This is a genomic window from Anabaenopsis tanganyikae CS-531, from assembly GCF_029891675.1.
Classification (GTDB): domain Bacteria; phylum Cyanobacteriota; class Cyanobacteriia; order Cyanobacteriales; family Nostocaceae; genus Anabaenopsis; species Anabaenopsis arnoldii.
In genome coordinates, this window is the sequence record NZ_JANQDF010000087.1 from 1 (window position 1) to 13,722 (window position 13,722).

Consider the following 13,722-nt stretch of genomic DNA (forward strand, 5'->3'; position numbering starts at 1 on the left):
TTGTTGTTCTAACCAGTTAGTTAAATCTGCTAGAGATTGGAGGTCAAAAATTACATCTGCTAGGTTTTCTAATTGTGCTGAAGATAAGCTATTAATTTGGCTTTCCAATGTGGGTGTAATATTGTTAAATCGCCGTTTTAGTTGTCTTCTAATAATTTTTTGTTCTCCCTGTTCAATACCTTTTTCCATCCAACTGGTAACAATTTCCATAATTTGTTCCTCTTCAACTAAGTTGGCTTGTTTTAATTCGGTGTTTAATTCTTCTTCTTCCGCTGTGTTTAACCTGAGATAGGTGTCAATAAAACCTGAAATTAGTTCTATTTTAGCAGGATTTAATTGTAATGTGACTAACATTCTCAAGCATTCTAGTTTAACTCTCACCCTTTCTTGTGGCTGAAAGTCCATTTTGGTCATTAATGCAGCTGCTACGGGGTTGGGTTGGTTTAAAAAGTTGCGCCATTTGAGGTTATTTAGCTGAATGGTAAAGTAGTTAAATTCCAGTATTTTTCGGTTGGGAAAGTTAACGGTATATTGGCTTTTTTCTGGGCGTTTTGGTTCGTCGTATGAGAAGATAACTATAGGAAATATGGGAAGTAAATATTTAGCATCTAACCGAGCGAAGTAATGGAACATTCGCCGTTCAAATTCTTTTTGATTATAGGCTTGATTTTCTAGGTGAATGAGGAAATAACTGTCTTGTTTTTACCATTTTACTTGTGCTAATAAATCTATTTTTCTTTTGTCTCCAGAGGTGACATCGGTAAATATTTCTTCTGGTAAGAATGTGAGGGTCTCTGTTTCTACATACTCTAATACTTCTGGTAAAAACAGTTCGATAAATTCCCAAAAGAAGGTTTGGATTAATTCTTTAAATAGTCTATCGTGGTCTATCATTGGCGGTTATCATATTTGATTTCATGAAATTACAGGTTGGGTTCAATAGCACCAGGGGATAAAATCCCGCCTGTGTTGGGTTTGTTTACGTCAATTAAACCTAAAAAAAATTAGCTTTTTCTGTCATGGTGATTTGTGTAATTGTGGTTGCTGAGGTGAGGGGATGGGAACTGGATGGGGTCAAACAATATTTGATACACTAATCATGACATTTTTACCCCCCTTAATCCCCCCTTGTAGGGGGGGAAACAATAAAATCAAGTCCCCTCCCCTTAATTAACCGCCAATCCCTAATCTTCCGGCCACACCGGGAGTCAAAGGTAACAGAGTAGTAATCATTAAAAACAGTGCTAATAAACCTAAAGCGGCTCTGGTATCATCTGGTTCGGTGATTTCATTTAAACTCGGGCGTTCCAAATCTCTTTGTAACAAGAAAATCACTACGGCCCAGTAAATAGCCAGGGGATTGCCTAAAGAAATCAGACCCAGTAGAATTAAAGTGGCTGTAGTTGCGCGTCCTGCGGTTTTGCGGCCATAAATTGCTTGGACAATCCGCCCACCGTCCAATTGTCCAGCTGGCATTAAATTCAAAGCTGTAACTACTAATCCTAGCCAACCAATCACTACCAGGGGATGGACACTAACCGTAGATGATTGTAAGGCCGAACCCAGAACCACCCGCGCCAAACCACCTACCAAAATAGAACCCTGGAAAAACTGATTAGGTAGTTGAAATAAACTACCAGGGTGGGAAAGTAGCAAACCACTAATTAACATTAATAAGGAGAGAATACCACCAGCAGCAGGACCAGCCAAAGCAATATCAAATAGGACTTTACGATTAGGTAACAGAGACTCAAAGCGAGTAATTGCACCAAAGGAACCTATTTGCACAGCTGGTAAAAAGAAAGGCCAGCTTAAGCGGACTTGGTGACGACGAGCTACTAACCAATGACCGATTTCATGAGTTGCTAAAATTGCAAATATCCCCGCAGCAATGGGTAAAGCCTCTGCAAAGCGTCCGGGATTGGTAAAAAAGTCAAAATTCAGCAACAAACCCGCAGCTTCCAAGCTGGTGGCGATAGTTGCGACCAAGAGAATGACTGCAAACAACTTTTGTTGTAATGACATCGGACGGGGATCATTACGGCTAGGTAAAATAATTACTACCGGTTTACCCTCTGTACCATCCACTAAAAACAGCCGATATTTATCCCCTAATTTGGCTTGTAAACTGGCGGTTAGGGTGTTGTGAATTGCTTCGGGTTCTCCGCGCAGATTACCTTTAAATATTGCTCCTTCTTGATAAGAGATAGTTTCTGTGGTAAAAAAGGTATCAATACCAAAAATAGAGCGAATAGCGCTTAAATCTTCCTCCGGAATGGGTACAGCTTCAATTTTCAGTTCTGCTAATACCACTTGGGGGGTATTTTCTCTTGTAGGTGCAGAATCCCCAGCTAACCTTTCGGTGGCCTGTTGTTTAATAATTGCATCTTGTCCAGCAGCGCGTAACTGTCTACCTAAAAAGATATATAACGCTGCAGAGCTGACTACTAAAATCAATATACCAGCTATATTAATGTCAATGCCCGCGGCAAACAAACCAAAAAACAGTAACCAGGGAACCATCAACACGACGGACTGTAACCAGGCTAAGATTCCCAGTTTCCCAAAGGGTCTAGCGCGATAAAAGCCCCAACCTAAAATACCCACAGCAATTAATAAAATTATCCCCACAATGGGAATCTCTGACACAGTAAACATTTGCAAACCCTTCACTGTAAAAAAAATTAGCCTGAACTAGTCAGCCGTTACACACATTATAAGGAAAATGCCGAAGAGACCGAAAAATAACAACTTTTCCTACTCTCACTCTCATTGTTTGCGCCTGAGCGCCTCTGGGTGAAATAACCCCAAAAAATCAAATAAAAAATGAGCCATTTGTAACTTAGACCCTAGGGGAATTTCTACCTGATTTCCTTGTTGATCTAAAAAAACCGCCTGATTATCGTCACTAGCAAAACCGCTCTCAGGTTTATCAATGGGGTTAGCAACAATCACATCTAAATTTTTATACTGCAACTTCGCCCGCGCTGGGGTGATTATATCCCCGGTCTGTGCTGCAAACCCGACTAATAGCTGTGATGGTTGTTTAAGTTGGGCTAAGTGGGCAATTATATCTGGTACTGGTTTCAAGGGTAAAGAACTGGGGAGCGATCGCTTAGGTAACTTCTGTGTACTATAATCTCTAGGCTTGACATCTGCCACCGCTGCGGACATAATAATTATGTTAGCATCCTGTAGGTGAGATTTCATCGCCGCACCCATAGACTCTGCACTTACCACGGGTATAGCTTCCACTCCTAGGGGTACTTCCCAACTAGCAGGGCCATGTACCAACGTGACCTTTGCGCCTCGGTGCATGGCTGCTTGTGCTAAAGCTAGCCCCATTTTACCTGTGGAGGGATTACCAATAAACCGCACCGGGTCAAGATATTCTCTAGTTCCCCCGGCACTAATTAAGACATTTTGCCCTTGTAAATCTCGCTTACCACTAGTATGTAACAGAGATTGGATATAAGTTAAAATTTCCTGCGGTTCTGCCATTCTCCCCTGACCAATGCGATCGCAAGCCAACAGACCCGACCCTACAAACATACCATGATACCTGGCATCTGTCAATAACTGTTGCCAATTGCGCTGCACCGCCACCTGTGCCCACATATCGGTATTCATGGCTGGTGCTAACAACACCGGACAACTAGAAGCCAGCACAGTATTTGTGAGTAAATTGTCAGCCAGACCACAAGCCAACTTAGCCAAAGTATGAGCCGTCAGAGGGGCAATTACCAACAAATCTGCCCATTCTCCCAAATCAATATGCAAAGGTCGGGAGTGATTTGCTTGCCAAAAATCATCATCTGTGTATGCACAATGGCGAGAGAGGGTAGCCAAAGTTAAAGGGGTGATAAATTGTTGTGCAGCTTGGGTAAGAATTACCCGGACTTCCACCCCAGTTTTAAACAAGCTGGAAACCAATTCACAGACCTTGTAGGCGGCGATCCCACCACCTACAGCAATGATGACCCTTTTTTTGCGGTTTCGAGTTTGGGACTGGAGATAGAGCATGGTCAAAAATTAGGAGTTATTACATAACTCCTAATTATGAAACCATTATGCTTCGTCGTAGGCTTCTAAATCCAAGAGGTAGATATAGGGTTCAACCAACTCAGGACGCTGAAAGGCGATCGCACGCAACAGATGCCAATCATTTAAACCCTCAAAGGCATTGCCGTAATTATCTACTTCCAGACGATTAGCCAACTCTTGCACATCTGTAGTAGTCATAGCAGAAATGTTTTTCTGAGAAATGGTTAAAGTTTTCACAATGCTTGCCCCTCCCTTATGCAGAATTCTTACCACAACCTCCGTAACGTGGAGACCCAGCATGACTTGAGTTTTAGCTGTGACGCTGCCACCCAATCTATCTTACTCATTAGAGAGGCCATATTTCCGAAAAAATTCCAATTTTTTTACCATAGTGCGGAAAAAAATTGTACCCCAGACTACCCAATCACATTAACCACAAAATTGCGTAGCACATCTAACATCTGGGGCTGAATTTCATGACCCACATCAAACTCATGGTACTGCACCCCCACCCCCAGGGACTCCATAAACTCCCGTGCTTTGACAGCGGCCGCCAGTGGCACAACCTGATCATACCTACCATGCATAATTAAACATGGGGTCAAATCAGCTTTAGTCGTGGTTACCAAATCAGGATGTAAATATCCACTCATCACCACTAACCCCCCTAGAGACAATTTTAACCCCAGATCCAAAGTCATAGCCCCTCCCTGAGAAAAACCACACAAAATAGTCTGGGACAAAGGTACACCAGTAATACTCTCCAAACATTGCAACCAACCCCTTAATAATTCCCGACTTTCGGGTAAACCTGCATACATATTTTCCATTCTCAGGTCATACCAAGCCCTCCCAGTAGAAGAATTGGCAAAAGGAAACGGTGCATTAGGAAACACAAACTGGTAATCAGGTAACTTAAAAAATGGTGCTAAAGATGCTAGATCTTCAGCATTAGCACCCCAACCATGTAAACAGACAATTAAACCAGTCGGTGGTTGAGGTGTGGAACGGGGAAGAGAAATAAACTGTAGAGACATTAGTCTTATTATATAAGCGCTAGACAGGTTAAAACCTAAGGTAACTTGAAACTTTGTACGAATTAACACGAAACAATCGGGCTGATGAATGCCAAGATCAAAATAAACCAGCCAAGAGCATTGAAATTAATATGCCAGAACTACGCGAATCCATTGCTCAACACTACCACGAACGGACTAAATACGATCCTGAAACCCTAGCCTCTAAATCTCAAGGATTAGACTGGGCTAAACAACCAGTACCCTTTAAAGAATACAAAATTGGTACCACCTTCGACCTCAAGCCCTATATTCAAGAAACAGCACAGACATTGGCTGATAACCCCGATGCTCAGTGGTGGCGGAGACTTTCGCGGTTACTGTTTCGCAGTTATGGACTCACAGCCAGAATGCCTTCCATGGGTAGTGCAGTATACTTACGAGCCGCTCCCAGTGCGGGGGGATTATATCCGGCGGAAGTTTATCTAGTTTCCCGTGGGACGGGGTTATTACCACCGGGATTATATAACTACCAATGTCGGGATCACTCTCTGATGCATTATTGGGAAAGTGATGTCTGGACAGCTTTACAGTCAGCTTGTTTTGACCATCCAGCCATAGAAAATACCCAATTAGCAATAATCATCACCGGGGTTTTTTATCGTTCAGCTTGGCGATATGAGGATAGAGCCTACCGCCGCATTTTTTTAGATACAGGCCACTTGCTGGGCAATATTGAGCTAGCAGCAGCCATGAATGACTATCGCCCCCACTTAATTGGTGGCTTTGTGGATGAAGCAGTCAATGACCTATTGTATATTGACTCCGAACAAGAGGGAGCCTTAGCTATTCTAGCCTTGGCAGATTTATTAGATATTGAAGAAAATTTACCACCGGGATGTACAGCTTTACCCTCCACCAGTGAAACCAATTATCCCCCCATCCCCGATGGTGAATTACTCAAATATTTTCACTCTCGCACCCAAATTACCCCAGATGCAACTCATCAGACTTATTTACCCTCCCCTAAGTCAGAGAATCTTTTAGAAGATAAATACAATTTTCCTTTCTGTCTGAAAGTTACCACCGCTACTACTCCCATTAATTGGGGAGCAAAGCTGTCAGGTTTAGAAACAACCATGTATAAGCGACGTTCTACCCGGGCCTACAGTGGTGATGATTTAACCTTGGATGAACTCAAAAGTTTACTTGATTTCACCTATCAACCCCAAAATTACCTCCACCAAGGTTTAGATAGTTCTCCCGATTACTTTGACCCCAACCTCATTGAAACATTTATTGCCGTTAGTGGGGTGAATGGTTTAGAGTCTGGTTGTTATTATTACGCCCCCAAAGCCCAAGAATTACGACAAATTCGCTTCAAAAACTTTCGCCGAGAGTTACACTTTCTCTGCTTGGGACAAGATTTAGGCCGGGATGCTGCGGTAGTCCTGTTCCATACGGCTGATCTTAAATCCGCGATCGCTCAATATGGCGATCGCGTTTACCGTTATTTACACATGGATGCTGGACATTTAGGACAAAGACTAAATTTAGCCGCTACCCATTTGAGTGTAGGCGTTAGTGGTATCGGTGGCTTCTTTGACGACCAAGTTAATGAGATTTTAGGCATTCCCGCAGATGAAGCGGTGATATATGTCACCACACTAGGAAGACCAAGGTAAAAAAGCACCGAAAACCCACCCCTGTGATCTGCTTCTTATTTCTCCTGTTCAGAAATGCAGTTTTCTAACTGAGAAATCAGAGCTTCCCCATCCAAATTTTGACCAATTAGCACTAACTGGGTTTTCGGTGTACCTTTCCATTCATCATCATTTAAAGTAAAGCGTTTACCACAAAGGTGGAAAATATGACGGTTAGGACTTTCTTCAAACCAGATAATTCCTTTAGCTCGGAAAATATTTGTCGGTAATTGGTTATCTAGGAAATACTGAAATTTTCTAATACTAAAAGCCTGGTCAGTTTGGAAAGAAACAGAACTGAAACCGTCATTTTCTAAATGGTGGGAATGGTGATGGTGATCATGGTCGTGGTCACAGTTTGAGTGGTCATGGTCATCCACTTCCTGAAAATACTTGTCAGAGGTAAACAAACCCACACTGAGAATTAAACCTAGGGGAACTTGCGATCGCACCGTGCGGATAATTCTCGCACCTTCTTTAACATCATTAATTTTCCGTTCCAAATCCCTCAAAGCCGCCTCATCAACTAAATCGGCTTTATTCAGGATAATGATATCACCATAGGCAATTTGACTATATGCCGCCTCAGCGTTAAATAAATCCAAGCTGTAGTTAGCTGCATCTACCACCGTAATAATTGAGTCCAGACGGGTTAAATCTCGTAACTCCGTACCCAGAAAAGTTAAAGCAACTGGTAACGGGTCAGCTAGTCCCGTGGTTTCCACCACCAAATAATCTAAATTATCTTGGCGTTCTAAAACTTGGTAAACCGCATCTACCAAATCATTATTAATAGTACAGCAAATACAACCATTGCTCAGGGCAATCATATTCTCTTCCGTAGAGACAATCAACTCATTATCAATAGCGATTTCCCCAAATTCATTGACTAAAACCGCAGTTTTTAAACCCTGTTGATTACCGAGAATATGATTTAATAAAGTCGTCTTGCCACTACCAAGAAAACCAGTAATAATTGTCACTGGGATTCCTTGCTTTGGTGCATCCATTTTTGTCAATTCGGGAGTAACTAATGTTTCCATAAAGATGTAATCAAATATCAAAAAATCATGTTAATTCCTCAGAAGTGCCTAGGTAGGAAAAAATGGTAGATTTCTCCCCTGACGTACTAGCATGGGAATACACAACAGTCATGGCAGCTGTTTTACCCCATTATTACCGATGATGATCACAAAATTCCACCGCCATCTATGGAATTTTTTCATGACTAATGACTACATAATCAAATATGTCTGAACAGCGTAAGTCTATTTCCTTATCTGACCTTTTCCTCATTGTTGCCACCTTTTTCGTCGTCGTCCTCCTGTGGCAATTACGGAGCTTATTAGTAATTTTAATGATTTCCGTAGTCTTAGCTTCTGCGATCGCCCCCTTAGTCAACGCCGCGGAAAAAATACATCTTAAGCGTTGGCTAGGGGTAATTATCGTCTATGTTAGCTTAATTTCTGGATTAATTGGCGCAGGCTTAATCATTGGTCCATCGGTTTCGGAACAGATTCAGCGACTAGCTAGTAAACTACCGATGTATTTAGATAACTTGTGGAATGCTGCGGAAAATCTCGCCCTGCGACTGGGAATTACTCAAATAGAGTCAGTGGAAGAATTTTTTGACCTCCAGTCAGTAGCTAACTGGTTACTGCGTTCGAGTCAACAGCTACTTGTACGTTCCTTTGGCTTTACTCGTGGCTTTATTGGGGGGGTAGTAAATCTAATTTTGTCCCTGGTCATCTCCGCCTATATGGTAGCTGGAAGTAAAAACTTAATTCAAGGTCTGGTGAGTCTGTTTCCCCAACCTTGGGACGAACGTCTAAGGGCGCAAGTTATCCCGATTGCTCGCCGCATGGGAGGATATATTCAAGGAAGAGTCTTAGTTTCAGCCATTCTCGGTGTTGTGATTACCGTGGGATTGAGGATTTTAGGACTATCAGAATTTGCCTTAGCTCTCGGTGTAATTGCGGGTTTTACTAACTTAATTCCCTTTATCGGTCCAGTGTTAGGAGCAATTCCGGCTTTAATTGTCGCCATTCCCCAAAGTGGTTTAACTTTTCTGTGGGTATTACTGTTATTTGTGATTATTCAAAACGTAGAAACTTATGTCCTTGACCCCCTACTAGTGGGTTCTTCTGTGCGAGTGGGTCCTTTATATCAACTTTTAGCTGTACTGGGAGGAACGCAAGTTTTAGGAATTATTGGCGCTGTAATTGTCCCCCCTTGGGTAGCGGGTGTAGGTGTACTGGTAGAAAATCTTTATTTACAGCCGAAGTTATTAAGTGAACAAAAATCTGCTGTTTGCAACTCATCTGTAACTTCAGATAATCAATCAAATTCACAGACAAGTATTACATCCGATGCTGTCTCTCCCACGGCGGAAAGTTAATGGAAATTTTAGATTTCACCTTGATATATAGCCTTTTTCAGGCTCATGAAGTACACACCTATTCCCTATTCCCTATTCCCTGTTCCCTATTCCCTGTTCCCTATTCCCTGTTCCCTATTCCCTATTCCCTGTTCCCTGTTCCCTGTTCCCTCAAACTAAAAAAATTGTACCTCACGAGCATGGGAAATGCTATAGACAATGTGAGGTTTTTGTTAAGTTATACCTTAGGCATAGTGTAAATATGATACCATTTTCCTTGCCGAAAAAGAATAGACATCTCAATGCAACCTCTATACAATCATTACAGTGATGCCATTGGTTTAGTCAGTGTTCACTTGATCTGGATGACCTACGGACATGAAAGAATATTTGCCGAGAGCGCACTTCTTAAGCAACAGTGTATCAAAGTATTTCAGACTGTTGCTGATGATAAAAAATGGATGATTAAAGCTCTAGAAATCGCGCCAGATCAAGTTTATTTACAAGTGGAGTATGACCACCATCACTCTATTGCTCAAGTAGTAAAAGCCTTTCAAGGTCGTTCTTGCAGAATTCTCCGCCGGGAATTTCCAGAGCTACGCAGACTACCCAACTTGTGGAGACCTTCTTATATATTTGATACCACTGGCAAAGTCAGCACTGCATTTGTTGCCGATGACAGCCAAAATGGCCATTAAAAATCAACCTATTCCCGCAGCTGTATAGTTTGGTGCGGGAGTTTGGGGTTTAGCCATTGTAATTTTATAGTATAAATAATTAATTACTAATTAACCTATTCATAATTTCCTATCAATATGTGGTCTGAACTTACACAAGCGATCGCTAATCTGAACATTGCAGCTGATTGGATTGGAATTAGAACCGTCAAGACAAACGCATCCACCCGTCATGTGCGGGATGGGTTACCCCAAATCAACGGTAAAACTTCCACCATGGGAGCTATGCTAGAAGTTTTAGTTAATGGCTGTCTAGGTTATGCAGCCACAACCTCCCTAGAATTACCATCACTACAAGCAGCAGCCCATACAGCATATCAACAAGCACTAGCAGCAAGCAAATGGTGGATATATCCCTTTAACGCCAATCAACGCCCTAAAGTAGTGGGGGAATATAACTCACCCTACCTGGAACCCTTAAATAGTTTGTGTCCTGGAGAAATCAATAATTTCTTGGTGCGTATATGTCAGGGGTTAAAAGTTAATGACAAAATTGTTCAAACCTCAGCCAGCGCCACCACCACCGAAAGAGAAACTTGGTTTGTCAGCAGCAACGGTTCCCAAGTATATCAAAAAATTGTCTCCCTAGGAACCCATTATGGGGCGATCGCCCAAGATGGTACAATAGTCCAACAACGCAGTAACAATGGTTGGCAAGCACACTGCTATCAAGGCGGATGGGAGCTATTAAAACAAGAGCAATTATGGCAGCGAGTGCAGCAAATTGGCGAGCAAGCAGTAGAACTGCTAACCGCTACAGAATGTCCCAACACCCGCACCAACCTACTTTTAGCACCTGACCAAATGATGCTGCAAATTCACGAAAGCGTCGGACATCCCCTAGAAATTGACCGCATTTTAGGAGACGAACGCAACTACGCCGGGGGGAGCTTTGTCAAACCCAGTGACTTTGGTAACCTAGAATACGGTTCACCCCTAATGAACATCACCTTTGACCCCACCGTACCCGGGGAATTTGCTAGCTACGGATTTGATGATACAGGCGCAGTAGCCACAAAAGAATATGTAATTAAACAAGGCGTACTACAAAGGGGACTAGGTAGCTTAGAAAGCCAAGCTAGAGCCAATATACCCGGTGTAGCTTGCGCTCGTGCTTGTTCCTGGAACCGTCCCCCCATAGACCGCATGGCTAACTTAAACCTAGAACCAGGGAACCAAACCACAGCAGAAATCATCAGCGGTATAGAACAGGGAATTTACATGGAATCCAATCGCTCCTGGTCAATAGACGATCGCCGTTATAAATTCCAATTTGGTTGTGAATATGCCAAACTAATTGAAAACGGTCAACTTACTAAAACCCTACGCAACCCCAACTATAGAGCCACCACCCCCGAATTTTGGCACAGTCTCACCCACATAGGCAATGCCGACACCTGGGAAATGTATGGTACCGCCATGTGTGGTAAAGGTGAACCTAATCAAGCCATTTGGGTAGGACATGGTTCACCCCTGTGTGTGTTTGCTAATGTGGAGGTTTTTGGGGGTGGTTAAACAACTGCTTACCCCACCCACAAGCATCCTGCAACTTTTACTATATTAAACCCCACTCATCCCTAACTATCCCCAGAAATTCCCCCTCAAAAACACCCCATGACTTTAGAAAACAGTTTCAATCAACTTATAGAAACACTACTCATAGAAAAAACAGTCACGGAAGAATTTACCCTCAGACTCAGCAGCGAACACAGCCAATTTACTCGTTTTAACCATGGGAAGGTGAGACAAACAGGTGTAGTTGCTGACGGTTCCATAGAATTAACTTTAATGGAAAATCAGCGCCGCAGCTTTCGCTGTTTTCCCTTGACAGGAAACAGGGAAATAGACTCCCTCGCAGCACACACAGCATTGCTCGAACTGCGGGAAGAATTGCCAGTTTTACCCCTTGACCCCTATTTAGTGTTACCATCAGGCAATAATATTAGTCGCGAAGTCAATTCTGGGCAATTATTACCACAAGCATCCGTAGTTACAACTATATTAGCCCAGGTGGGGGATTTAGACTTTACTGGTCTTTATGCCGGAGGGTTAGTGATTAAAGCCTATGCTGATTCTCAAGGTCAAAAACACTGGTTTACCACTGATACCTTTACCTTAGATTATTCCCTATTTGATACCTGTGGACAAGCAGTTAAAGTCATCCTTGCTGGTAGTCATTGGGATGACAGCGCTTACATCGCCAAGATGAGCGCAGCTAAAACCCAACTAGAATTACTTTCCCGTCCAGCTAAACAATTAGCACCAGGACGGTATAAAACTTATTTTGCTCCCGCAGCAGTAGCAGATTTATTAGATATGCTTTCCTGGTCAGCGGTGAGTGAGGCTGATTTACAACAGGGAAACAGTGCTTTGGCTATGCTATCACGCCAAGAAAAACAACTATCCCCTAAGTTTAGTTTAACAGAAAACTTTCAACAGGGGTTTGTACCCCGATTTAATCAATTAGGAGAAATGGTAGCTCCTGAGTTACCCATAATTACACAGGGGGTTTTGGTTAATACTCTAGTTAATTCTCGCACCGCTAAGGAATATGGTAAAGTCGCCAATGGTGCTAATAGCTCCGAAACTTTGCGATCGCCCCACATCAGTCCGGGTAATTTAGGCGTTGACGAGATTCTTAGGAGTTTAGATACAGGACTATATATATCTAATCTACATTACCTCAACTGGAGCGATCGCCCCACCGGGAGAATTACCGGGATGACTCGTTATGCTTGTTTTTGGGTAGAACAGGGGGAAATCATCGCCCCCATTGAAAATTTACGCTTTGATGAAAGTCTCTATCGTTTTTGGGGAGATAATCTTGTAGAGTTCACCAACTTTCAAGAGTTCATCCCCGATGTGGGAACTTATGAGAGTCGTCAATTAGGAGGTAGTCTAGTTCCCGGAATGTTGGTAAATGACTTCACCTACACTTTATAGAAAAACTGTTGACGGTTGACGGTTGACTGTTGACGGTTGACTGTTGACGGTTGACTGGGATAGATTACCCAGCTATCCCCTAATTACTGTAATATTTCTCCCTTGAGGACTCTGGGTTATTTCCGTGGTGGTGCGATCGCTGATAGGCGGTAAATCGGGGCGACGGTCAAATATTACTAACCATCCTCTATCTAGATTGAGTCCTGATAAATACTTATCTAACTGTATCAATCCTTGCTGCAAAGGGTCCGGTTTACCCTGTTTCCATACTTTTAATTCCATCCCTAAGACCACATCCCCATACCTTAAACATATATCCATCCTCCCGGAACCTATAGCGTATTCCCGTTCTAAGCTACCACCACCATTAACGACACGGTGTAAAAATGCCATTAATACTAAGTGGGGGGCTATTTCTGGGTAAGGGGTGCTTCTAAATAATGGTTCCCCGTGTTGTCGCCAAAAGTCTAAAAATGACTCTAACAATGCTATTGCATCGAGTTTACCAGTAGGTGTTAACCAGGTGGGTTGAACAGATGTTAAAGAAGCAATTGTCACATTCGCTAAAGTTTTCGGAAATACCTCTTTATAGATAGGATTAGCAATTTCAATTCCACCACCTCTATCCCGGTTACATAAACCTAAATCTAACACATAGCGTAAATCATCATCAGGAACATTGCCTAATTCTTCCCCACCTAACATGGGTTGAATAATCGCCTTAACCCTATCTTCTCGCAGTCGCTCGGCTAAACTATCTAAGTGGGTGTCTTGTCTTTGAATTAAGATATCTTTGGCTTGATTAATTAAGTCTACTGTGATGGGGATATTGGTATCTTCTGCTAAATATTCTGTAACTTCCTTAGCCAAAGCATTGACTAACCAAGGTTGACCTTGAGTTA

The 13,722-nt window shown here is 42.5% G+C and carries 10 protein-coding genes and 2 pseudogenes; 5 read left to right on the forward strand and 7 right to left on the reverse strand.

What is annotated here, in order from left to right; all coding sequences use genetic code 11:
• From NWP22_RS08765 to NWP22_RS08785, 5 genes and pseudogenes are all read right to left on the reverse strand, one after another.
• Positions 1–894 (reverse strand): annotated as a pseudogene (locus NWP22_RS08765) (Rpn family recombination-promoting nuclease/putative transposase); the annotation flags it as partial.
• Between the two features lie 276 nt (positions 895–1,170).
• Positions 1,171–2,658 (reverse strand): site-2 protease family protein, encoded by a 1,488-nt coding sequence (locus tag NWP22_RS08770; protein WP_271732777.1) that lies wholly within the window; start codon positions 2,656–2,658, stop codon positions 1,171–1,173.
• A 111-nt stretch (positions 2,659–2,769) separates the two neighbouring features.
• Positions 2,770–4,023, reverse strand: a complete 1,254-nt coding sequence (gene coaBC, locus NWP22_RS08775; protein ID WP_280801748.1) for a bifunctional phosphopantothenoylcysteine decarboxylase/phosphopantothenate--cysteine ligase CoaBC — start codon at positions 4,021–4,023, stop codon at positions 2,770–2,772.
• Positions 4,024–4,068: 45 nt separating this feature from the next.
• Positions 4,069–4,281, reverse strand: a complete 213-nt coding sequence (gene isiD / locus NWP22_RS08780) for a protein IsiD (protein WP_271732779.1) — start codon at positions 4,279–4,281, stop codon at positions 4,069–4,071.
• A 179-nt stretch (positions 4,282–4,460) separates the two neighbouring features.
• Positions 4,461–5,081: an alpha/beta hydrolase gene (locus NWP22_RS08785; RefSeq protein WP_280801749.1), complete on the reverse strand. Its 621-nt coding sequence runs from the start codon at positions 5,079–5,081 to the stop codon at positions 4,461–4,463.
• A gap of 131 nt (positions 5,082–5,212) precedes the next feature.
• On the opposite strand from NWP22_RS08785, the gene NWP22_RS08790 reads away from it, so the two are divergent.
• Complete coding sequence (locus NWP22_RS08790; protein ID WP_271732790.1) at positions 5,213–6,745, forward strand: SagB/ThcOx family dehydrogenase; 1,533 nt, start codon at positions 5,213–5,215, stop codon at positions 6,743–6,745.
• Between the two features lie 35 nt (positions 6,746–6,780).
• On the opposite strand, the gene NWP22_RS08795 is transcribed toward NWP22_RS08790, so the two are convergent.
• Positions 6,781–7,806, reverse strand: coding sequence for a CobW family GTP-binding protein (locus NWP22_RS08795; protein WP_280801750.1), 1,026 nt, complete (start codon positions 7,804–7,806; stop codon positions 6,781–6,783).
• Between the two features lie 206 nt (positions 7,807–8,012).
• On the opposite strand from NWP22_RS08795, the gene NWP22_RS08800 reads away from it, so the two are divergent.
• The 4 genes from NWP22_RS08800 (at position 8,013) to NWP22_RS08815 (ending at position 12,820) form a co-directional block, all read left to right on the forward strand.
• Positions 8,013–9,161 carry an AI-2E family transporter gene (locus NWP22_RS08800; protein WP_280801751.1) on the forward strand — a complete coding sequence of 383 codons (1,149 nt, stop codon included), beginning with the start codon at positions 8,013–8,015 and terminating at the stop codon, positions 9,159–9,161.
• Positions 9,162–9,442: 281 nt separating this feature from the next.
• A complete protein-coding gene (gene tnpA / locus NWP22_RS08805; RefSeq protein WP_271732785.1) occupies positions 9,443–9,838 on the forward strand; it encodes an IS200/IS605 family transposase in 396 nt (131 codons plus the stop codon).
• 117 nt (positions 9,839–9,955) lie between these two features.
• Entirely contained in the window at positions 9,956–11,392 is a 1,437-nt protein-coding gene (locus NWP22_RS08810) for a TldD/PmbA family protein (protein ID WP_280801752.1), read from the forward strand.
• Between the two features lie 99 nt (positions 11,393–11,491).
• Complete coding sequence (locus NWP22_RS08815) at positions 11,492–12,820, forward strand: TldD/PmbA family protein (protein WP_280801753.1); 1,329 nt, start codon at positions 11,492–11,494, stop codon at positions 12,818–12,820.
• A 72-nt stretch (positions 12,821–12,892) separates the two neighbouring features.
• Here NWP22_RS08815 and NWP22_RS08820 read toward each other — a convergent pair.
• Positions 12,893–13,722, reverse strand: a pseudogene (locus NWP22_RS08820) (ATP-binding protein); the annotation flags it as partial.

Bases quoted from the DNA above. Each gene is read 5' to 3' on its own strand.
- NWP22_RS08770 (WP_271732777.1), bottom strand. From the start codon at position 2,658: ATGTTTACTGTGTCAGAGATTCCCATTGTGGGGATAATTTTATTAATT.
- coaBC (WP_280801748.1), bottom strand. From the start codon at position 4,023: ATGCTCTATCTCCAGTCCCAAACTCGAAACCGCAAAAAAAGGGTCATC.
- NWP22_RS08785 (WP_280801749.1), bottom strand. From the start codon at position 5,081: ATGTCTCTACAGTTTATTTCTCTTCCCCGTTCCACACCTCAACCACCG.
- NWP22_RS08790 (WP_271732790.1), top strand. From the start codon at position 5,213: ATGCCAGAACTACGCGAATCCATTGCTCAACACTACCACGAACGGACT.
- NWP22_RS08795 (WP_280801750.1), bottom strand. From the start codon at position 7,806: ATGGAAACATTAGTTACTCCCGAATTGACAAAAATGGATGCACCAAAG.
- NWP22_RS08800 (WP_280801751.1), top strand. From the start codon at position 8,013: ATGTCTGAACAGCGTAAGTCTATTTCCTTATCTGACCTTTTCCTCATT.
- tnpA (WP_271732785.1), top strand. From the start codon at position 9,443: ATGCAACCTCTATACAATCATTACAGTGATGCCATTGGTTTAGTCAGT.
- NWP22_RS08810 (WP_280801752.1), top strand. From the start codon at position 9,956: ATGTGGTCTGAACTTACACAAGCGATCGCTAATCTGAACATTGCAGCT.
- NWP22_RS08815 (WP_280801753.1), top strand. From the start codon at position 11,492: ATGACTTTAGAAAACAGTTTCAATCAACTTATAGAAACACTACTCATA.